At 43.7% G+C, this 21263-nt stretch carries 25 protein-coding genes; 20 read left to right on the forward strand and 5 right to left on the reverse strand.

Going from position 1 to position 21263, the window contains the following annotated elements; all coding sequences use genetic code 11:
• Nucleotides 1-74 precede the first annotated feature (74 nt).
• The 11 genes from M3180_RS18930 (at nucleotide 75) to M3180_RS18975 (ending at nucleotide 6057) form a co-directional block, all read left to right on the forward strand.
• A complete protein-coding gene (locus M3180_RS18930) occupies nucleotides 75-362 on the forward strand; it encodes a Dabb family protein (RefSeq protein ID WP_251670401.1) in 288 nt (95 codons plus the stop codon).
• A gap of 14 nt (nucleotides 363-376) precedes the next feature.
• Nucleotides 377-511 carry a hypothetical protein gene (locus M3180_RS22805; protein WP_285855803.1) on the forward strand — a complete coding sequence of 45 codons (135 nt, stop codon included), beginning with the start codon at nucleotides 377-379 and terminating at the stop codon, nucleotides 509-511.
• A gap of 25 nt (nucleotides 512-536) precedes the next feature.
• Nucleotides 537-959, forward strand: a complete 423-nt coding sequence (locus M3180_RS18935) for a DUF86 domain-containing protein (RefSeq protein WP_251670403.1) — start codon at nucleotides 537-539, stop codon at nucleotides 957-959.
• A 17-nt stretch (nucleotides 960-976) separates the two neighbouring features.
• A complete protein-coding gene (locus M3180_RS18940) occupies nucleotides 977-1609 on the forward strand; it encodes a helix-turn-helix transcriptional regulator (protein WP_251670405.1) in 633 nt (210 codons plus the stop codon).
• 146 nt (nucleotides 1610-1755) lie between these two features.
• Nucleotides 1756-2187 carry a DUF948 domain-containing protein gene (locus M3180_RS18945; RefSeq protein ID WP_251670407.1) on the forward strand — a complete coding sequence of 144 codons (432 nt, stop codon included), beginning with the start codon at nucleotides 1756-1758 and terminating at the stop codon, nucleotides 2185-2187.
• Nucleotides 2188-2203: 16 nt separating this feature from the next.
• Entirely contained in the window at nucleotides 2204-2692 is a 489-nt protein-coding gene (locus M3180_RS18950) for a YtxH domain-containing protein (RefSeq protein WP_251670409.1), read from the forward strand.
• Nucleotides 2693-2780: 88 nt separating this feature from the next.
• On the forward strand, nucleotides 2781-3611 hold the full coding sequence (racE, locus tag M3180_RS18955) for a glutamate racemase (protein WP_251670411.1): 831 nt from the start codon (nucleotides 2781-2783) through the stop codon (nucleotides 3609-3611).
• A 172-nt stretch (nucleotides 3612-3783) separates the two neighbouring features.
• Nucleotides 3784-4023 carry a hypothetical protein gene (locus M3180_RS18960; protein ID WP_251670413.1) on the forward strand — a complete coding sequence of 80 codons (240 nt, stop codon included), beginning with the start codon at nucleotides 3784-3786 and terminating at the stop codon, nucleotides 4021-4023.
• Nucleotides 4024-4054: 31 nt separating this feature from the next.
• Nucleotides 4055-4357 carry an iron-sulfur cluster assembly accessory protein gene (locus M3180_RS18965; protein WP_251670415.1) on the forward strand — a complete coding sequence of 101 codons (303 nt, stop codon included), beginning with the start codon at nucleotides 4055-4057 and terminating at the stop codon, nucleotides 4355-4357.
• A 35-nt stretch (nucleotides 4358-4392) separates the two neighbouring features.
• Nucleotides 4393-4620, forward strand: a complete 228-nt coding sequence (locus M3180_RS18970) for a YuzB family protein (RefSeq protein ID WP_251670417.1) — start codon at nucleotides 4393-4395, stop codon at nucleotides 4618-4620.
• A gap of 57 nt (nucleotides 4621-4677) precedes the next feature.
• Nucleotides 4678-6057: a PDZ domain-containing protein gene (locus tag M3180_RS18975; protein ID WP_251670419.1), complete on the forward strand. Its 1380-nt coding sequence runs from the start codon at nucleotides 4678-4680 to the stop codon at nucleotides 6055-6057.
• 121 nt (nucleotides 6058-6178) lie between these two features.
• Here M3180_RS18975 and M3180_RS18980 read toward each other — a convergent pair whose 3' ends face one another.
• Nucleotides 6179-7318 carry a THUMP domain-containing class I SAM-dependent RNA methyltransferase gene (locus M3180_RS18980; RefSeq protein ID WP_251670421.1) on the reverse strand — a complete coding sequence of 380 codons (1140 nt, stop codon included), beginning with the start codon at nucleotides 7316-7318 and terminating at the stop codon, nucleotides 6179-6181.
• A gap of 194 nt (nucleotides 7319-7512) precedes the next feature.
• On the opposite strand from M3180_RS18980, the gene M3180_RS18985 reads away from it, so the two are divergent.
• Nucleotides 7513-8142: an O-methyltransferase gene (locus M3180_RS18985; protein ID WP_251670422.1), complete on the forward strand. Its 630-nt coding sequence runs from the start codon at nucleotides 7513-7515 to the stop codon at nucleotides 8140-8142.
• Between the two features lie 119 nt (nucleotides 8143-8261).
• Here the strand turns inward: M3180_RS18985 and M3180_RS18990 are convergent, their stop codons facing one another.
• Complete coding sequence (locus M3180_RS18990; protein WP_251670424.1) at nucleotides 8262-9488, reverse strand: MFS transporter; 1227 nt, start codon at nucleotides 9486-9488, stop codon at nucleotides 8262-8264.
• 159 nt (nucleotides 9489-9647) lie between these two features.
• Here M3180_RS18990 and hemE point away from each other — a divergent pair, with 159 nt between their 5' ends.
• The 5 genes from hemE (at nucleotide 9648) to M3180_RS19015 (ending at nucleotide 15572) form a co-directional block, all read left to right on the forward strand.
• A complete protein-coding gene (hemE, locus tag M3180_RS18995) occupies nucleotides 9648-10712 on the forward strand; it encodes a uroporphyrinogen decarboxylase (protein ID WP_251670426.1) in 1065 nt (354 codons plus the stop codon).
• Nucleotides 10712-11656, forward strand: coding sequence for a ferrochelatase (hemH, locus tag M3180_RS19000; RefSeq protein ID WP_251670428.1), 945 nt, complete (start codon nucleotides 10712-10714; stop codon nucleotides 11654-11656). Before hemE ends, hemH begins: the two co-directional genes overlap by 1 nt.
• A gap of 4 nt (nucleotides 11657-11660) precedes the next feature.
• Nucleotides 11661-13088 (forward strand): protoporphyrinogen oxidase, encoded by a 1428-nt coding sequence (hemY, locus tag M3180_RS19005; RefSeq protein WP_251670430.1) that lies wholly within the window; start codon nucleotides 11661-11663, stop codon nucleotides 13086-13088.
• A gap of 227 nt (nucleotides 13089-13315) precedes the next feature.
• The gene (locus tag M3180_RS19010; RefSeq protein ID WP_251670432.1) at nucleotides 13316-14701 is read left to right on the forward strand and encodes a CapA family protein; all 1386 of its coding nucleotides are present in this window, start codon (nucleotides 13316-13318) and stop codon (nucleotides 14699-14701) included.
• Between the two features lie 49 nt (nucleotides 14702-14750).
• Nucleotides 14751-15572, forward strand: coding sequence for a DUF92 domain-containing protein (locus M3180_RS19015; RefSeq protein WP_251670434.1), 822 nt, complete (start codon nucleotides 14751-14753; stop codon nucleotides 15570-15572).
• Between the two features lie 263 nt (nucleotides 15573-15835).
• Here M3180_RS19015 and pepF read toward each other — a convergent pair whose 3' ends face one another.
• The 3 genes from pepF to M3180_RS19030 all read right to left on the reverse strand — a co-directional run bounded on the left by pepF (nucleotide 15836) and on the right by M3180_RS19030 (nucleotide 18289).
• Nucleotides 15836-17626 (reverse strand): oligoendopeptidase F, encoded by a 1791-nt coding sequence (pepF, locus tag M3180_RS19020; RefSeq protein ID WP_251670436.1) that lies wholly within the window; start codon nucleotides 17624-17626, stop codon nucleotides 15836-15838.
• Nucleotides 17627-17832: 206 nt separating this feature from the next.
• Nucleotides 17833-18012 (reverse strand): hypothetical protein, encoded by a 180-nt coding sequence (locus M3180_RS19025; protein WP_251670438.1) that lies wholly within the window; start codon nucleotides 18010-18012, stop codon nucleotides 17833-17835.
• A gap of 43 nt (nucleotides 18013-18055) precedes the next feature.
• Nucleotides 18056-18289, reverse strand: a complete 234-nt coding sequence (locus M3180_RS19030) for a hypothetical protein (protein ID WP_251670439.1) — start codon at nucleotides 18287-18289, stop codon at nucleotides 18056-18058.
• A 389-nt stretch (nucleotides 18290-18678) separates the two neighbouring features.
• Here M3180_RS19030 and M3180_RS19035 point away from each other — a divergent pair, with 389 nt between their 5' ends.
• The 3 genes from M3180_RS19035 to pfkA all read left to right on the forward strand — a co-directional run bounded on the left by M3180_RS19035 (nucleotide 18679) and on the right by pfkA (nucleotide 21219).
• Nucleotides 18679-18876 carry a cold shock domain-containing protein gene (locus M3180_RS19035; protein WP_251670441.1) on the forward strand — a complete coding sequence of 66 codons (198 nt, stop codon included), beginning with the start codon at nucleotides 18679-18681 and terminating at the stop codon, nucleotides 18874-18876.
• A 258-nt stretch (nucleotides 18877-19134) separates the two neighbouring features.
• Entirely contained in the window at nucleotides 19135-20214 is a 1080-nt protein-coding gene (locus M3180_RS19040) for a tetraprenyl-beta-curcumene synthase family protein (RefSeq protein WP_251670443.1), read from the forward strand.
• A 36-nt stretch (nucleotides 20215-20250) separates the two neighbouring features.
• Nucleotides 20251-21219, forward strand: a complete 969-nt coding sequence (pfkA, locus tag M3180_RS19045) for a 6-phosphofructokinase (RefSeq protein ID WP_251670445.1) — start codon at nucleotides 20251-20253, stop codon at nucleotides 21217-21219.
• Nucleotides 21220-21263 lie beyond the last annotated feature (44 nt).

Consider the following 21263-nt stretch of genomic DNA (forward strand, 5'->3'; position numbering starts at 1 on the left):
TAAAATGGCGACTAGGGTATCATTAAGAAAGATTGAAGCAGTGCATTTTAAGTGAATAGTAGGAGGAAATCTCATTGATCACACATATTGTATTTTTCAAATTAAAGGACAACAGTCCAGCAAAAGTTGAAGAAACAGCACAAGTGCTGCGTAATATGGAAGGTAAAATCGAGCAATTAAAATATATCGAGGTTGGTGTAGATATTCTGCATTCTGAGCGCTCTTATGATATAGCGTTAATTACGAAATTCGATTCGATGGCTGATCTTGATGCGTATCAAGTGCATCCTGTACATCAAAAAGTGATCGAGCATATGTCTGTAGTACGTGAATCCTCTGTTGCAGTAGACTACGAAAGCTAAGAGGAAGCAGAACGATGCGTGAAGTTTATGAAATGGCGACCTATCTTGTACTCATCATTGTAAGCTGCATAGTGATGGGAGTATGGTTAAAGCGCAAAGGAAAGAAGAAAGAACAGCAAGAACAGAAAGAACGGTCTGAAAAGCAATAGCAGCGGAAAAGGTGGCGATAAATTCGTGTATTACGTAAATCAAGAGCAGATATCGATACGTTTAGCTGTAATACCCGCTTTAACGGATACGATGAATATGCTGCAGCAAAATTGGACAGGCTCTGCGATTGAGCGTCTGGCTCAGGAACGTGCATTGCATATCGCGATCGAGGTTGTTACGGATGTAGGCAGCTATCTTATTGATGGATTTCTTATGCGTGATGCTTCCAGCTATGAGGATATTGTAGAGATTACAGCTGGTGAAGGTGTATATCCAGACGGTATGAAGGAAGTATTACTTGAACTTGTTCGCTTACGTCGTCCGCTAGTCCAAGAGTATTATGAATGGCAGTCTGATGAGCTGCATCCGTTAGTCAAACAGCTCCCACAGCTGCTCAATGATTTTAAAGCAGCGGTCGAGCAATATGTAGCATCAGAGTTAGTATAGGATGAGGGTGAGCTATCATGAAGCAAACTGGTTCGACTCGAGACGCCATTATTTACAAGCTGCGTAGTCAAGGAAGAATGCAGATCAGCGCAATAGCTCACCAGCTCGGATTAACTGAAATGGCTATTCGCAGACATATGCATGAGCTCTCGAAACAAGGCTATGTAGACATTATTTCGATCAAGCAAGCAATGGGAAGACCGCTTCATGCTTATGAGCTAACCGCAAAGGCAGAGGAGCTGTTTCCTAGAAATTATCAGCTGCTTGCTGTTGATTTGCTTCGTGAGCTGGAGGATGATCCAGATACGAAGCCTTATATCGATCGCATGTTCCAGGGCAGAAAGCAAAAGCTTAAGCAGCGCTATGCCGCAAGCATGAAGCGCAAGGACCTGGCTAGTAAGGTTGAAGCATTAACAGTGATTCAGCAGGCAGGCGGCTATATGGCAGAAATGAAGCAGGATGAGCTTTACTATTATATCGAAGAATATAATTGCCCGATAAAAGGTGTGGCTGACCAATACTACCAAGCATGTCAATGTGAGCTGGAATTGTTCCAAGAGCTGTTGGATGCTCCGGTGGAGCGGGTGGAGTGCTTGTCCAAGGGCGGTACTAAATGCAATTATCGTATACCGATATCTACAAAAGCATAATAGAGCAGTAATCATTAAGAACGCATGGCGGTAACCGCCATGCGTTTTTTTTGTGGAATATTGTGTCAGGACAAGCCCAATCTGATTATAATGTGGTACGCGACTGGGCAGATGTCTAGTAAAGTTTCTGCAAGGGAGGAGTAGTCATGCCGATAGAGCATAGCTTGCTAATTATAGCAGCAGCTGTTGTCATCGCTGTTTGTGCGGTCATCATTACGCTGCGTATGCTTGTGTTAAGGTTAAGTGTCATCATGAGAAGAACCACCGAGATGCAGCGTGATTTGAATCGATTAGCTACGGAATGCAGCACGTTGATCGAAACGACAGATTATACCGTCAAAGAGATTGGAAAGACCGTTTCAGCGGTAAATCATGTAGCAGAGGCAGCTAAAACGATAGGACAGAGCATGGAGCAAACGGCCGTTTCAGTTAGAAAAGTAAGTGATAAGTTTGCAAAGCGAGCTACCATGTATGTAGAGAAAGAAAATAAACAATTGGACGATATGATGCAATGGGCAGAGCTTGCGATGTCGGCATGGCAGCTTTGGCAGGATGGTCGTACAAAAAGTGAAAAGTGAGAAGGGAGAAATAAATATGGCTTTCAAAAACAAAGGTGTTGCATTTATTGTCGGTGCGGTAGCAGGTACTGTTGTAGGTAGTGTGACAGCATTGCTGTTAGCACCTAAAAGCGGGAAAGAGCTTCGCGGTGATATTAAGGCTGGTACAGCAAAAGTGGTGGAAGCAGGCTCTGAAGCGATTGATCATGTTTCCGAAACAGTTTACGAGGTAAGTAAAAAGGTTGAAGACCGCGCTGTGAAATTAGTTGAGAATACGAAGCAAGGCGTTCAGCAGGCTGTAGCCTATGTTAAAGGCGGTAAAACAAATGAAATCAATACAGAAGATGTGGTAGCTAATGAAGCTAGTACGACAGAAGCAGAAACGGATAATAATGAGCTAAATGAAACAGCTGCTGAAGTGCATGCAGAGACGCAAACGACTGATGTAAAAGAAGCAGAGCTGGAAGCGACAACAGCTTCAGAACAATCCGACGAACCGAAGCAGAAACTAGCTGTTGTCCAGTAAAACAAGTCTTCTATAATTGGGCTTGCAATGCAACTCGGAATGTTGAATACTACTTACAGGGCAGAGTTAAGAAGAAAGTGGTGGGGTTGTGCAACGTCCGATAGCGGTGTTGGATTCTGGCGTAGGTGGATTGACAGTAGTGAAGGAGCTGCTTAAGCAGCTGCCGCAGGAAACGATTGTATATTATGGTGATACAGCAAGAGCTCCGTATGGACCTAGACCAACGGAAGAGGTTGTTAGCTTTACAGAAGAAATAGTAAATAAGCTGCTTCGATATGACCCGAAATTAATCATTATCGCATGTAATACAGCAACTGCCGCCGCATTGGATAAACTAAAACGCTCACTAAACGTTCCAATTATTGGTGTAATCGAGCCAGGAGCTAAAGCTGCACTGCAAGCTACCCAAACCGGTTACATCGGTGTAATAGGTACGGAGGGCACCATAAAGAGTAAGGCGTATGATCAGGCATTGCTTGCCTATACGAAGGATATTCAAATTGTTACGCAAGCATGTCCGGCATTTGTGCCATTAGTTGAGAAACGAGAGTATCATAGTACAAAGGCATATCACGTTGTATATGAAGCAATTGGACATATGCGCTCATACCCAATAGATTGTTTAATCTTAGGATGTACACACTACCCATTTCTTGCAGATACTATTGCTGAAGTGATGGGCGAAAACGTAAGGCTTATTCATTCTGCAGAGGAAACTGCGCGTCAAGCACAAAAGCTCGTAGCCGAAAATGAGGCTGAGGATCAAGCAAAAGCAATAATACATGGATCTACGAAGATCATTCATCATTTTTTATGTAGTGGTAATGTGGACTCATTTCAAGCTATTGTAGAGGAATGGCTGGCAGCAGAGCTAGGCGCGAGAAAAAGAACGTACAGTAGAGTCGATCATTCTGCTTAATGAATGTATATTACCCAACCAACGGTCAGTTTCAAATGCAGAGGCTGACCGTTGTTGTATAGAGGATCGAAGTCTAGGGAAATCCTAGCTGTAAGTCTAGTGTATGTGAAGTTGTGGTTGATATATAATGGCAACAAATATATACAACAACGACGCTAAGGAGTGAAAGACAATGAAAAAGCTATTTTCTCTAAGACATTGGAGATCAACATTCTCATTAATTTATAAGCTAATTACTTCACGTCGCGTAGCTTTATGGGAAAAGCTGTTGTTTCTCATTCCTGTTGCTGTTTATTGGATTAGTCCGGATATTATGCCGTTTATACCAGTGGACGATATTGCTTTCACAATGATTATTGCAGAAGCGTTTGCTAGCAGAATGGCTAAGAAGTATAATATAACTAGAACGTAACAGAGACAGAAGAATAAGGAGCGGACAAGCTATGAAATGCAAAATCTCAAGAAATGCAGCGAAAGTGATAAAAACTGAGCTGGACAAGCCAGAAAGTGAAGGCAAGCTGCTGCGTGTATTTGTTACCCATGCGCACGGTGACCATGCACACTATGGTCTAGGAGTAGACAATCCTACGGAAGCTGATGTTGTCGTATCGACGGATAGTGGAATTGATGTTATTCTTGAAAAAGGCAATGAATTTTTAGATGGCGTACGCGTCGATTACTTTTACTTACCAGAAGAAGGCTTTGTTATTACAAACCCTTCAAAAGGAAACCACGGGGATCATTAATTAGCAAAAAGATGGACAGAATGGGAAGAGGAAACATGGCGACAAATGATATACGAGTTTGCGATAAATGCAGACATATGCAGATGAAGAGAACAGTAGCCAAGCTTGAAAAGCTAGTTCCTGGCACTGAAATTAAGATAGGCTGTAAATCGTATTGCGGTCCTTGTAAGCGTACTGCGTTTGTATTTGTAAACGGTCGATATGTGAAAGGCGCAACGGAAGATGAAGCCATTGAAAAAGCAATGACGTACGTAAAAAAATAATAGCTCGAGAAAAGTCCTTCACTTACGGCATGCCATAAGCTGAAGGGCTTTTTTCAAATGAAAGTGCAGGTAATGATGAGTAAACAAAGCAATCGTTGGTATTACAGCGGCTTGATTGGACTATTGGTCGCTGTAATTGCCTTTCAATTGATATGGCTTCCAGCTCCATATGTTATGTCCGCACAGCTGGAATGGATTGAGGTTATTAACTGGCTATATTATGTGCTGCTGCTCATTCCACTGTGCTGGCTTATCGGCGCTTGGCTATCGTGGCGCCAGACGAAAAGTGAGCAAACGGCAAAAAGGGAAGTAAACAGCTTCTTGCAGATCATAATTATGGCAGGATCTGCAGCATTGATTGTACTGCTGTCACAGCCACTGCAATATTTAGCAGCTGCTGCTATATTGCTCGCGATCGTTATACTGGCCATAGGCTTAACGCTTTATTACAGGCTAGGCGTAAAAAGATTATTATGGCGCGGATTAGCTTACGCTCTAGCCCTGCTTGTATTGCTGTGCCCGACAGGGTATAACGTAACCTATCCTGGCATGACGATGAATATGAATAGCTATGCACAGCTGCAGCTAGCTCAGGATGAGCGTACGAATGGGTGGATCGATGGTGTTCTTGTATTTGAACGTCCAGCTTTTCCGATTGATTGGCTGTATGAGAAGCTTTTGCAGCAGATCGTGGTGGAAAAAGCTGCTGAGAATGAACCGAGCATTAACGAAACCTATCGTCAAGTCGTACAAATGAAAAACAACGCCAACGAATTGGCTGCAGCTGTTGCTTGGCAGCAAGCAGGCAAAGGCCAAGCCATCTACTATGATGGAGTACAGGTTGCAGCCATTATGACACAGTCACCTGCAGATGGAGTATTAGAGGCTGGTGATATTATTACGGCAGTGAATCAGGTAGAAATTGTGCACCGCGATGAACTGCTGGAGTATATGTCTGGATATGTAAGGCCTGGTGAGGAAGTCGAGCTGCAGCTGCTAAGACAGAACGAGCGTAAAAAGGTTGTCGTTGGTACGATGCCGGCAAGTGAAGATGAGCAGCGCCCGGTATTAGGCATAGCAGTACAGGATGCTTATCATATCGATTTGGAGCTTGATGTTAGTCTTGCAGCGTATATTGCGCACGCTGGCGGGCCCTCTCATGGTGCAATGCTAACTTTGGCGTTGTATGATCAATTGACTGCTGCTGATGTGACGAAGGGGTTACATATAGCGGGAACAGGTACAATTGAGGTAGATGGAAGTATAGGAATGGTTGGTGGTATTCCGCAAAAGGCCTATGCTGTAGGACGTACGGATGCAGATGTATTTTTTGTCCCGCTGGCTGGAATGGAAGCAGCTAAAGCCGCAGCTCCGCATCTCAATATCGTTGGCGTAGAGCACTTTGAAGATGTACTGAGCTGGATTGAACAGCATTAGCTAGATTATTACCAAAAAGTGTGCAAATAGAAAAGGATGCTCCCGTCACAGCCGTTGACGGAAGCATCCTTTATTAGTGTTAGAGTACCATTAACACAAGCTTATCGGGTACGACACAAGCCTATGGGGTACGCGGAGGAAGCGGTCCAAAGAACATGTTGAGATTACATTGAATTCGTCCGTTGTACAGCTTGCGTTTCTTATCCGCAACCTTGCCCATATAATGCTCGACATCTGTTGATGGACTAAAGATAAAGTAAGACCATGTTGGATAGTATAGCGTCACTTTACCGAGCTGACGCATCGCTAGCTCAGCTTCTGTCTCATCACCTAAGCGCTCACCGTATGGTGGATTCGTAATGACTACGCCGTAATCTCCTTGAGGTCTGATCTTAGAAACAGGCAGCACCTGCAGCTTAATTTCCTTGCCAAAGCCAGCACGACGAATCGCTTGCTGCGCGATTTCGATTGCATTAGGATCGATATCCGAGCCCATGATGTTTAGTGGGATATCATCCTTTACTGAATCATAGGCTTCATCACGTGCTCGGTCCCATAGCTCGGCAGGAACAAGCTGCCAATTTTCGGAATCGAAGCTGCGGCGCAGTCCAGGAGCGATGTTCCATCCCAGCATAGCTGCTTCAATGAGAATTGTGCCTGAGCCGCAGAAAGGATCATAAAGCGGTCGATCTGGCTTCCAGCGAGATAACTGAACAATAGCAGAAGCCATCGTTTCACGAAGCGGAGCTTCTGTTGCGGCTTTACGATAGCCGCGCTTATGTAATCCTGAGCCAGAAGTATCAATCGTCAGCAACGCTTCATCGTTAAGAAGGGTTATCTCAATAACATAGAGAGGACCATCCTCAGAAAACCATTCAACGCCGTGCTTCTCCTTAAGCTTTTCAACGATCGCTTTTTTTACGACACCTTGCACAGCAGGCACACTTGTAAGCTGGGATTTATGAGAGCGACCATTTACCGGAAATTCTGCATCAGCGGGAATCCAGTCCTCCCAGTTTAGCGCCTTTACACCTTCAAACAAATCATCAAAGGTTGTCGCTTTGAACCGGCCCATATTAATGAGTACACGTCCAGCGGTACGCAGCCATAGGTTAGCACGTGCAATATCGATGAAATCACCTTTAAAGTTCACTCGACCGTTTTCGGTAACGGTATCCGTATATCCAAGCTCCTTCAGCTCACGAGCAACAATCGATTCAAGTCCCATTGGAGCTGTAGCAATTAAATTCAATTCAGCCATATATGCAACACTCATTTCTTTATAAAGTAGATCGAACTTCTATGCTAAATGCTATTTTACTGTATCTTGCTCAAATAACAAAGCTTGATTCAGTAATGTTGTCACAGCGACTATAAAATCATACAATAAACGTTAGACTAATGATAGATATTTGTGGAAAATCGACAAAGTGCAGAATGAGAGGAATCGCTAACGTGACGAATGAAGAACAATATATCGACAGTTTATTTGAACAAGATGAAATCCTAGAGAACATTCGTGTAGCAACGAGCGCAGCAGGAATGCCTGATATAGCAGTGGCTCAAGGCTATGGACGCTTGCTTACGATGCTAGTCAGTATGAACAACGTAACGAATGCGCTAGAAATCGGTGCCCTAGGCGGATACAGCGGAGTATGCATCGCGCGTGGCTTGCAGCAGGGAGGACGATTAACGTGCCTAGAGCTGCTGCCACAGTTTGCTGAGGTGGCAAAAACCAATGTAACAAAGGCAGGCTTTGGAGAGCAGATTGATTATATGATTGGTGACGCTAAGCTTAGCCTAGAGCAGCTTGTCGAGAGGAATGAACGCTTTCAATTTTTCTTTATCGATGCGGATAAGGAAGGGTATCCAGCTTACTTAGAATATGCCATTCGATTGGCGGATCCAGGTGCGATCATCGTAGCAGACAATATATTGCTCCGCGGTCGTACCATTAATGAGAACAAGCAAGGACCTGCTGTTCAAGCTGTACGTTCGTTCAACGAAACGATTGTAAGGGACGCTCGCTTGCAGAGCACGATATTGCCAGGCTATGACGGATTGGCAATCGCGCGTGTGCTTTAGTACAGACTAGCGAGGATAGATTATTCTAACTTATAAACGTGAAACAGCTAAGCAAGTTGTGCGCTTATCGGCACAGCAGGCTTAGCTGTTAAAGGGTTAAGGGTAGTGGCAGCTTCGAGCTAGTGCTTTTCCTGCCTTTTTAGTTTTAGCTTAGCTCGCTGGTTTATCAAGGAGTACCAAGCCCAAATTCCATTGACCAGCATTAATACAGCTGAAATAATAAATAGTCCATCGATACCAATCCAGCCAGATACAACACCGCCAGCAACGGGGGCAATCACATTGCCTAGACTAATAAAGCTGCTATTGAAGCTGTAGGTCCGCGTCTCCATACCTCTAGGAGAGTATTGGCCAAGCAAAGCGTTGACTGTCGGCACGAGACCTCCTAGGAAAAAACCGAGACAGAAGCGGGCAATTAACAAATGCCAAACATCTGAAGCGACGGCTTGGGGAATAAAGCTGACTGCTGCTCCAACTAGACTGATGAGCAATATTTTTTCTGCACCAATGCGATCACCAATTTTGCCAAGCACGGGTGAGGCGAGCATATTAGAAAGCCCGGTGGCCGAGCTTACAAGCCCTGCGAAGAAAGCGATATTGACTAATTCAGGATTAAGCTCCTGTATGTAGAGCGGTATTAACGACATAGGGCTCATATTAGCAAATTGAATCAAAACCGTAATCATAAACAATGCCATAATCTGAGGCACTGCGATGATTTGCTTGAATCCGGCTAGCACGGACATTTGCTCAGTGTTAGACGCTTCCTTGCGATTAAAGCGCTCCTTTACGACGAATAAAACGATCATTGTCGCAATAAAGATCGAGGCACCTGTAATATAAAATATAAAACGATAGCCTATCGCATCTGCAAGAATTCCACCTATAAGCGGACCAAGAATCGTACCAGCAATTCCTCCAGATTGCAGCGTTCCCATAGCGAATCCAAGCTTTTCTTTAGGTGTTGTGGCAGAGACAAGAGCTACTGAAGCAGGGTTAAAGCCTGAGATGACACCGTTGAGCAATCGCAGCAGCAGTAAATGGAGCGGTGTTGCGGCAAAGCCCATCAAGCACATGACAATCGCCATACCGAAGCCTGAACGCAGTAGCATAAGCTTACGGCCATAGCGTTCGGACAGTTTACCCCATAACGGCTGGAATAAAAAGGCGGTAACAAAGTTACTGGCAAAAATCGCTCCAGCCCATATCCCGATTGCATGGGGATCACTCAGGCCTAGATCAGTTTGCAAATATAGGGTCAAAAATGGCATAATCATAGTCATGCCAGACATTACTAGAAACTGACCAAACCATAAGACGATAAGATTCTTTTTCCATTGTTCCATACTATTATTATAGCATGTTTGCAAAACAATATTTTATACGCTGCATTTAACTCAAATGTCATTGGATTGTCAAAGGAATCTACAACGATGAGTTGTTAGTACCAAGTGAAATGGGGCATAATGAGTAAGAAATGAATATAAAGTGAGAAGAGGGTCTTCATGACATACAATGATTTGTTTTTACGCGCTTGTATGAAAGAAAAGGTTGAACGTGTGCCGGTATGGTATATGCGTCAGGCTGGGAGATATGATCCTGAATATCGCAAGATTAAAGAGAAATATAGTTTGCTGGAAATTTGCAAGCAGCCTGAGCTAGCGGCAGAAGTAACGATGATGCCAGTAAAAAAACTCGGAGTCGATGCTGCAATTCTATATTCAGATATTATGAACCCTGTCGCATCGCTAGGTATTGATTTTGATATTGTAGCGAATGTTGGACCGGTGATCTACAATCCGATACGTACGGCTGAAGATGTAGCAAGATTGAAGCCAATTGATGTGGAGGGCGATCTTTCGCATGTGATCGAGACGATTAAAATATTAGCAGGCGAGCTCAAGGTACCACTGATTACATTTGCGGGTGCGCCATTTACGATTGCTAGTTATTTAATAGAAGGCAAGCCATCGAAAAATTATCTCCGCACGAAGGAGCTCATGTATAGTGCTCCTGACGTTTGGTTTCAATTAATGGATAAGCTTGGTGACATGGTTATTACATATTTGCGAGCACATATCGCAGCGGGCGGAAAAGCATTTCAGCTGTTTGATAGCTGGGTAGGTGCACTAACACCAGCGGATTTCAAGACGTTTGTGCTGCCTACGATTGAACGAATCTTTTCAGAGCTGAGTGATCTGCCACAACCAAAAATTTATTTCCCAGGAGTTGCATCCGGAGAGCTGCTCCCTGAGCTGAAGAACGTTCAAGCAAATGTGATCGGCCTGGATTGGAGAATCTCCATTGAGGAAGGTAGACGCAGACTTGAACATCGTGTAGCGGTTCAGGGGAATTTAGATCCAACGATTTTACAGGCACCGCAGCATGTGATTGAAAAGCGAGCAGCAGAGATCATAGATCAAGGTATACAAGAGCCCGGCTATATCTTTAATTTGGGACATGGACTGTACCCTGAGGCATCACTGGATAAGCTAAAAGCATTAACCGAATTCATCCATGACTATTCAGATCAAGCATATGCAAAGCAGAAACAGGAGGCTAAATCATAATGGTGCAAGCATCAAAAATAGGTGTGCTCGTCATGTCATATGGCACACCCACATCGCTAGATAACGTTGAAGCATACTACACACATATTCGCCGCGGTCATCCTCCAACAGAGGAGCAGCTCCAAGAGCTGAAGGATCGCTATGAAGCGATTGTAGGTGGTGTATTCCCTTTACGTGAAAATACGAATGCTCAGGTTGCAGGGCTGCAGGCCAAGTTGGATGAGATTGCACCTGGCCGCTATCAATGCTTTCAGGGCTTGAAGCATGCAGAACCGTTTATTGAAGATGGTGTAGAGGAAATCGCAAAAGCAGGCATCACACAAGCGGTTGGTATTGTACTTGCACCGCATTATTCTGTGATGAGTGTCGGTGGTTATATTAAGCGAGCACAGGTGAAGGCTACGGAGCTAGGTATTAAAATGTGCTTCGTTCATTCCTACCATCTGCATCCGAAGCTCGTAAGTGCGCTATCCGATCGTGTTAACAAGGTGCATGAGCAGCTGCTTCCATTAAGTGGAGAAAAGCCGGTAAAGGTGTTATTTAGTGCACATAGCCTACCAGAAAAAATTAGAGAGCTTGGCGATCCGTACGAGCAGCAGCTGTTAAATACGTCCGAGGCAATCGCAGAAGCTACAGAAATCGAAGACTGGGAATTTACATGGCAGAGCGCTGGTCGTACCAACGAGCCATGGCTTGGTCCAGATATTCTAGATACGATGGAACGGGTCGCACAAGAAGGATACAAGGCGGTTCTGTCTGCACCTATCGGCTTCGTGTCCGATCATCTGGAAGTACTATATGATCTCGATATTGAAGCAAAGGCAAAGGCAGCAGAGCTTGGCATTGCATTTGATCGAATTGAAATGTTAAACACAGATCCACTGTACATGGAAACGTTGGCCGAATCGGTTGTAACTGTCCGTGAACAGCTAGGAAAGGATTGAGTATATGCGGAGTGCAGAATCAATTGATACGATTGTCGTAATTGGCGGGGGGATCAGTGGACTGAGCTCCGCTTTTTACTTGCGTAAAATGGCGGAGGAGCAAGGAAGATCAATCCAAATCGAGCTAGTAGAAGCAGGACCACAGCTCGGAGGTAAAATTAATACGCTGCATAGAGATGGCTTTGTTATAGAAAAGGGACCGGATTCGTTTCTATCACGAAAGCTACCGATCATCGAGCTGGCACATGATCTTGGGATTGAGGAAGAGTTGGTTCCGACAAATACGAAAGCTGCAAAAACCTATATCATGAAGGATGGTAGACTTCATTCAATGCCAAAGGGGCTCGTGCTAGGCATCCCTACGAGTATATTGCCCTTTCTAGAGTCTGACCTCGTGAGCGGGCAAGGCAAGCTAACTGCGCTTGCGGATGTGTGGAAGCGACCTCAGCCACAGGATGATGATGAATCGCTGGGCGGATTTTTAGCTAGAAGAATAGGCGATGAGATCGTAAAGCATATAGCAGAACCGCTATTGGCAGGCATCTATGCGGGAGATTTGTACAAGCTAAGTCTTCAGGCAACATTCCCACAGTTTGCACAGTATGAGAAGGAGCATGGCAGCATCATATTAGGCTCGCGTCATCAGCGAGCGCTTATGGCAGAGAAGAATAAAGGGAAGCCTCCGGCAACCTTTATGACATTTAGAAAAGGCCTAACAACGATGGTTGAGGCACTAATAAAAGAGCTGGAGTCAATCACGATACATACAGGTATAAAGGTAGATGCGTTGAACCCGCAGGCTCGAGGCTATGAGCTGTCACTATCTAACGGTCAAAAGCTGCAAGCAGATGCTGTCATCGTGACGACACCTGCATATGCTGCCCATGATCTGCTTAAAGAACATATCGAAAATCGCATGCTAGAAGCGATACGTTATGTTTCAGTAGCAAATGTTGTGCTAGCCTTCGATAAATCGACCATCGATGTGCAATTTGACGGGTCTGGCTTTTTAGTCCCTCGTTCAGAAGGCTTGCGTATTACCGCATGTACCTGGACTTCTAATAAATGGCTCCATTCCACTCCTGATGATAAAGTGCTAGTGCGATGCTACGTAGGGCATTCAGAGGATCAAGAGTCGATCAAGCTAGATGATGAAGCGTTAGTTGCAGCTGTTCGTGAAGATATTGAGAAGGCCATTGGATTAAAGGCAACACCGATTTTCACGGAGATTACGCGCTTAAATCGTTCGATGCCACAATACCCAGTCGGTCATGTGCAAGCAATTCGTGAGCTGAGAACAGAGCTGAATGAAAAGCTGCCTGGCGTGTGGGTAACTGGAGCAGCCTTTGACGGCGTTGGATTACCGGATTGTATTCGTCAAGGGAAAGAAGCTGCGCGATTGATGTTGGACTATATCGCACATAAATCATAACGCTACAAGATTCGATGTCGTATAACATTCAATGCTGCGTCGTGATTAAAGAGGGACTTTTGAACAATCTCTATTATAAAGGCTGATTTCACTATCTAGTGGTAGTGAATCAGCCTTTTATTTTTCTGAAGGATGCAAATATAGGATACTCAAGACTTCAAGAACAAGTTATAATGAATAGAAAATCTTGCCACGAGAATGAACACTGTTAACAAAGGGGTGCGGTCATGTCGTTATCAAGAGTGGAGTCTCGAAAACAGCAGCAATTGCAAACGCAGGGTAACAGGAAAAAAAGAAAAAGATCAGCATTAATATCGGTCAGTTTGGTCGCATTATTATTTATTGGGCTCGCGTTTGTATTTCAATATGACCGTATAAAGGATATGCTAAGCTCGATAAGTGATAGCTTTAGTAAAGAGGAACGCATAATACATAATGTTGTGGATATTGAGCCAGGTTGGAGCGAGAATGTAACAGAAACCAATCAAGATGCTGTGACCGGGACAACGGATGGCGCTATTGATATTGAGGAGCCTGCTTCGTCTGAGCAAGACGGTACAGAAGCTTCCGGTGACGGGAGCCAAGGCGGTGGGATAACCGGACATCCAGGCACAGGAGAAGATGGTGTACAGGAGCCTGTAACACCTCCGTCTGAGCCTAATATAGATGCGACCGTTCAACTTGCATTTGTTGGTGATATATTACAGGGAGAATATATTGATGGCTATTTGCAGCAGGAAGGCTACAATTACCCTTATGAGCAGGCGTTATTCCATTTAACGTCCGCTGACTTAACTGCAGGTAATTTGGAGATGCCTATTACAACAAGAGATCAGCCAGCTGAGGACAAGACGTATATATTTAGAGGAAAGCCAGAAGCATTAACTGGACTCGTTCATGCTGGCATCGATGTCGTGTCACTTGCCAACAATCATACGCTGGATCATGGGATTGACGGTATGCTGGATACGAGAAAGTATCTAGATGAATACGGTATTGCGCATGTAGGAGCGGGCAATAATGCAGAAGAAGCCTATGCCCCCGTCATCAAGGAGTCTAATGGTATAAAGGTTGCGTTTGTTGGAACGAGTAGGGTGCTTCCCGTCACGACTTGGAAGGCAACGCCTTATCAGGCAGGCTTAGCAGAGTCCTATGCACCAGAACAAACGCTGCAAGCAATAGAAGAGATAGAGGATGAAGCGCATATTACTGTTGTGCTCGTACATTGGGGGATTGAACGCTCTGATTCTCCTGAGCCATATCAGTTGGATTTGGCAAGAAGATATATTGATGCAGGGGCAGATCTAGTGATTGGCAGTCACCCGCACGTACTGCAAGGCTTTGAGCAGTATAACGGAAAGTGGATTGCTTATTCATTAGGTAACTTTGTATTTGCAGCACATCCTAAAGGCAGGCAAGCTGAAACAGGAGTGTTGACGGCAACCTGCAATGCACAAGCAGAGTGTGAGGCGCAATTCGCACCGATGAAAATTGTTAACGCTCAGCCGACACCGATTGAAGGCGAGGCATCCCAGCAGCTGTTTGATTTCTTAGAAGAGGTTTCGTTCGATGTTAGAATTGACGAGAGAGGTAATTTATCGGCTTCGCAATAGCCAATCATGTAGTATTGCAGTGGCCAATATAGAAAAGAGGCAGTAAAGAATGGTTGCAATTGTATCAGAATGGTGGCTGCGGCTGCTAATAGGTTTAGTAGGAAGCGGCCTGATGGGATATGCAGCATACCGCGCAAGGTCATTGTCACAGTCAGGGATGATGTCAGCTATCGTCATGGGAACGAGCTTCATACTTTTCGGAGAGCCAATCTGGTTTACATTACTCATCGTATTTTTCATAAGCTCAAGCTTTTGGTCCAAATGGCGAAAGTCTTCTAAAGCGAAGCAGAATGCGGAACAATTGTACGAGAAGGGAAGTCAGCGTGATGCAGGTCAGGTATGGGCGAACGGTGGAGTCGGTCTCTTGCTATGCGTAGTCTATGCTGCGACGGAGCTGCAAGGTCTGCTGCTAGCCTATGTTGGTGTAATGGCAGCTGTCACAGCAGATACGTGGGCAACCGAGATTGGTGCATTAAGCAAACGTCAGCCACGCTCGGTCATAACGCTTAAACCTGTTCAACCTGGAACAAGTGGTGGAGTGACAGCTCTTGGATTAGCGGCATCTACAGCAGGTGGATTGCTGATTGGTATAACTGCTTATATTATGGATTCGTCCTTACTGCATGCCATTTGGATTGGAGCGCTGACAGGATTACTAGGCTCTATTGCAGATTCATGGCTTGGTGCAAAGTGGCAGGCGATGTATCGCTGCGTCGTGTGCGGCAAGGAAACAGAACGAACCTCGCATTGTAAGCAGAGAACGACCTCGATACGGGGCGCTGCTTGGTTAAACAATGATCGAGTGAACATGCTATCGAGCATCATCGCCGGACTGATTGCTTTCATACTATCGATACTGATCATGACTTAGTATGGTTATGGTGTAGAGCGAACCTCTACATGTCTTATAGGAAAATGGAGCAATGCTTATATTCAAGTGAAATATATTGGTCCATGTACAGAAAAACCGTCTCCTTGTAAATGGTTAGGTCATCCTTCCATTTACTAAGAGACGGTTTTTGTAGTTTCGACTTTGATGACGATAAGGCTTGCAGCATACACGGCGTGGAATCAACAGCAATTGAAGCCACGCCATGATCGAAGCGACCGTGAATGTGCTAAAAACTGCGCTCGCTACTTCACTAATTGCTCCATCTGCTCAATAAGCTCTCCAAATACGCTCATCGCTTGCTTAATTGGCTCAGGGGATGACATATCCACACCTGCGCGCTTCAAAATATCTATTGGATAGTCGCTGCCCCCGCTTTTTAAGAAGCTGAGATAGCGTTCTACAGCCGGAGCGCCTTCATCCAGTATTTGCTTCGAGAAGCTAGTTGCAGCAGAGAAGCCTGTTGCGTATTTGTACACATAGAAGCTAGTGTAGAAATGAGGGATGCGTGCCCATTCCATCGCAATATCCTCATCTACAACGACACCATCGCCGTAATATAGTTTATTCAGATTATAGTAAATTTCACTGTAATCTTCAGGTGTTAACGATTCACCTTTCTCAGAACGCTCATGAACAATTTTCTCAAACTCCGCGAACATCGTCTGACGGAACACCGTTGTACGGAATTGGTCCGCATAATACGTCAACAGATAAAGCTTTTCTTTCGGATCAGTTGATTTTTTCAGCAAGTAATCCATCAGCAATGCTTCGTTCAGAGTCGATGCAACTTCAGCAAGGAAGATCGGGTACTGAGCATTGCGGTAGTTTTGAGCCTCGTCAGAATAATAGGAATGCAGCGCATGACCCATCTCATGCGTCAATGTGAACATGCTATTCAGATTATCCTTATGGTTGAGCAGTACATATGGATGCGTTCCATAGGCTCCCCAGCTATACGCACCGCTGCGCTTGCCTTCGTTCTCGTAAACGTCAATCCAGCCATCATTAAAGCCTTGCTTTAAAACGGTTAGGTAATCATCGCCTAGTGGCTGCAAGCTTTCCGTTACGATGTCCTTTGCCTGATCATATGTAATATTCATGTCGAACTCTTCAACAAGTGGAGCAAATAAATCGTACATATGCAGCTCATCTACGCCAAGCAGCTTTTTACGAAGCTCCATGTAACGGTACATCAACGGCAAATGCTCGTGAATCGTATCGATTAGGTTATTGTAAACATCAGTTGGCACATTGTCGCCGTAAAGGGCATTTTCTAGCACTGAATTGTACTTGCGAGTCTTCGTATAGAATAGGTTCTTATTAATATTCGCTGTAAATGTAGCCCCAAGTGTGTTGCTGAACTTCTTGTATGTAGCATAAACGGCTTGAAATGCTTCACGACGTACATCACGGTTTTTGCTTTCAAGGAATTGAATATAAGTGCCGTGCGTAAGCTCGACTTCCTCACCGTTCTCATTTTTTACTTTCGGGAATTTCATATCAGCATTGTTCAACATGCTGAACACATTGCTCGGTGCAGAGCTAATATTGCCAACCTGAGCAAGTAGAGCCTCTTCTGCTTGAGTTAGAATATGCGCCTTGGAGCGTTTCATTTCCGTCAAAGCATGCTTATAGTCGCTAAGGGATGGATCTGCAATTAAGCGGTCCAGTTCTTCATTAGACAAGGACAGAATTTCTGGAGTAATAAAGGATAATGCCTCATTTGCATCAACGTTTAGTTTGCGCGCTTTATCCGATAAAGCTTGATATTTGGTATTAGCCATATTTTGATGCAAACGCATGTTGGCATAAACATAAAGTCGCTCTAAATGCTTAGACAGCTCATCTTCCAGCTCGAAGCAGCTTAGCACTTCTTGGGCTGAATTCAGCTTGCCTCTGTAGGCCTCGAATTTAGGAATCAAGCCTTTAGCTTTTTCGAATTCTTCATCCCATTGTTTTTCTGTAGCAAAAATATCTTCCAGCTTCCATTGATATTGAGTATCCATTTCCTCGCGTTTTTTTACAGTAGTCATCGTATTCCTCCTTATTTCATTTTGTTTGATATACGGCTTCTCAGCTGCAGCATGTAGGTTAGCTGAGCTAGAGAGAGCGGTTATCAGGAAAAGACATAGCCATTTCTTTACAGCCGTGTTCATCATTGCACCTCTTGAGAAAGTTTTCAATTTATCTTTCCCCAAGCGTGCTTCGTTCATTCTTAAGCTGGTCTGTATACGTTAGATTATGTTCCTAGGCTGAATAAAGAATATACGATTATGAAAAATGCGAACAAAATCATCACAATCGAAGAGATAGCCATCCACTTCTTCAACGGAGGAGGTATCGTATCCTTCTTCATAATAAGAACTACACCTAAACAAAATGCAACGATAATAAAAACAATGCTAATTGTGCTGTCCATACGAATCACCTCCAGACTAAGACCGAGCTAATCAAAACTTCCTTTAAATGCTGCGTAGATTACTCATGATCTGCTCGAGCTCGTCCTCACGGCCAATGAAGTCCTCTTTACGAAAGAAGTTGTCAGCCCAATGAAGCAGCTCAGCACGACTTATAAACTGGAAGCCTTCTTCTCCCCATTGATCTGAAATGTGTCGAACAACAAGTGTTTTTCCTTGCTCCTCCACCGTAAGCATATTGTATTTATCCTGCTTATAAATCACATGTTTTTTGAACAAACTCATCACACTTTCTATATTGTTTATGGTTAATAGTACCATCATAGCTATAATTAATTCGCTAATCAACCGAGCAAGTAGATTTTTTCATTCGTAATAATTTCATTAGTATTAATAAGTAGGCTCGTATTTGTTTCCTATATGTGAAAAGTTGGCATGTAATGCGCGCATAAACATAACAGTTGTTGAATATAACTGAAATTGTGCGGCTATCGTGACATTAACTAAGATTGGCAAAATATTATTTAAATTAAAAGGCATAATTATTAATAATGCCCCATATAATAAAACATATTCAATAATTGTAAAAATTGCAATTTAATTGAATTAAATTTATAATGTTTGTATTCACTGCTTAGGCGGTGGTCAATTTTAGGAGGTAGTGTAATTTGAAAGGTACAGTAAAATGGTTTAATGCAGAAAAAGGTTATGGTTTTATTCAAGCAGAAAATGGTGAAGATGTTTTCGTACATTTCTCTGCAATTCTTGGCGATGGCTTTAAGTCTTTAGATGAAGGACAGTCAGTTGAATTTGACATTACTGAAGGTAATCGTGGTTCACAAGCTGCGAATGTTCAGAAGCTATAAATAAATGAGCTAAGCCAAAGAGGGTTTGTTTGCACTGATGTTGCAGACAAGCCCTCTTTTTTGTGAATGATTTTTGTATAATTTTATACATATTATGAAGTGAAGAGTAAGGTGATTTACACAAATCATGAAACTGTAATAGTTAAATGCTAGATTATTATGGGCAAATTATGTTACATTAGGTTGTAGATGATTTGAGATCAGATTTGCACTATTCATCTGCACGGATGGTCACTGCGATCCAGGAGGTACATTCATATGATCATAGCCAAAAGGAGCAAACAGGCTCCGACGGGTGCTATCCGACTAATGCATCGGGTGTACAAGTATGTATTGCCAAGTGTAGATGCTGAGTTGGCAAAGTTGAAGGAAAAAGCACAACATATTCCGGATCCCGAATTAAGGCAGCAAGCTTTGAACAGTATTAGGGATAAGAAGTTTCATTGCCAAGGCGGTGGAGTATACGCTGCTGCTAATTTACAATATCATGAAGTGTTAATTTCACTAATTGTCGCTCTGCAAACGATTAGTGATTATTTAGATAATTTGTGTGATCGAAGTACGTCTCTTGATGCAGATGATTTTCGTATGCTTCATCAGTCTATGCTCGATGCCATTAATCCGACAGCTAAGCTGCAGGATTATTACGCTTACCGTACGGAGAAAGATGACAACGGGTATTTGCACGGTCTAGTACAGCAATGTCAGACACAAATTAGAAAGCTTCCTGCATATGATAAGGTGCAGCCTCATGTTCATGAGCTTGTATCATTATATTGTGATTTGCAGGTGTACAAGCATATTGCGAAGGATCAACGTGAGGAAAAACTGCTTTCATGGTGGAGGCTTCACCAGAATAAGTATCCTCAGTTACAATGGAATGAGTTTGCTGCTGCAACAGGATCAACGCTTGGTATGTTTATGTTGTTTCTCAACGCAACTGACCCTGAGTTGACTGAGCAAGAGGGGCAAGCATTTAAAAATATTTATTTCCCTCATGTATGTGCCTTACATATTTTGCTTGATTACTTAATTGACCAGGCGGAAGATAAGGCTGGTGGTGATTTGAATTTCTGCAGCTACTACAAGGATGAAGCAAGTCTTGTAGAACGTATCGCTATGATTGTGAATCGGGCAAGAGAGGATGTACAGCATCTTCCCGAATCTGGTTTTCATCGTTTAATCATTGAAGGATTATTAGCTTTATATTTATCTGACCCTAAAGTACAGCAGCAGTCTGATGTACGTAAGGTCTCTAAGCAATTGATGAAAAGAAGCCCGATAACTCGTTTGTTTTTTTTAATGAATAGCATGTGGATACGAAAGCAGCAGGCTTAATATATATATTGAAATTTTGAAAGCGAGGAACTAACAATGTCATCAGTGAAAAAAATTGCAGTATTAACTAGCGGTGGGGATTCTCAAGGGATGAATGCTGCTGTTCGCGCGGTAGTACGTAGTGCGATTTTCCATGGAATTGAGGTTTATGGGGTACAACGAGGATATCAAGGCTTATTGAATGACGACTTGCGTCCAATGGATCTGCGCAGTGTTGGTGATATTATTCAACGCGGAGGTACAATTCTACAAACTGCTCGTTGTAAAGAGTTTACGACGCCAGAAGGACAAGAGAAGGGTGCAAACATCTTGCGTGCGAGAGGTATTGACGGTCTAGTTGTCATCGGTGGAGATGGCTCTTATCAAGGAGCGAACAAGCTGAGCAAGCTTGGCATCAAGACGATGGGAATTCCAGGAACGATTGATAACGATATTCCTTACACTGACTTTACAATAGGCTTTGATACAGCTGTTGGCATCGTAGTTGATGCGATCAATAAAATTCGTGATACGATGTCTTCCCATGAGCGTACGTCAGTCGTCGAAGTTATGGGTCGTCACTGCGGAGATATAGCGTTGTATGCAGGTCTAGCTAGTGGTGCAGAAACGATTATCGTGCCTGAAGTACCGTACGATATTAATGAAGTTGCAGACCGTATGAAGCATAATTTCGAAAAAGGAAAGCGTCATAGTATTATTATCGTTGCTGAAGGGGCAGGTAAGGGCGAGGATGTTGCTAATAAACTTACTGAGCTTAGCGGTATCGAAGCGCGTGTTACCGTACTTGGACATATTCAACGTGGTGGAACGCCGACAGCTCAGGATCGAGTGTTAGCAAGCAGACTAGGCGACTTCGCTGTTCGTCAGCTAATGGAAGGTAATTCTGGTAAAGGCTGCGGTGTTGTGAACGGTGAGCTAACGACAACAGATATTGAAGTCGTTACGACAACGAAACGTCCATTCAACATGGATATGTACAATCTGGCATTGCGTTTATCTCAATAAAGTATAAAAATGAGGGATGGTGAGGCAATAAACGGCTTCACGAT

The sequence above is a fragment of the Paenibacillus camelliae genome, assembly GCF_023715345.1.
In the GTDB taxonomy this organism is placed as follows: domain Bacteria; phylum Bacillota; class Bacilli; order Paenibacillales; family Paenibacillaceae; genus Pristimantibacillus; species Pristimantibacillus camelliae.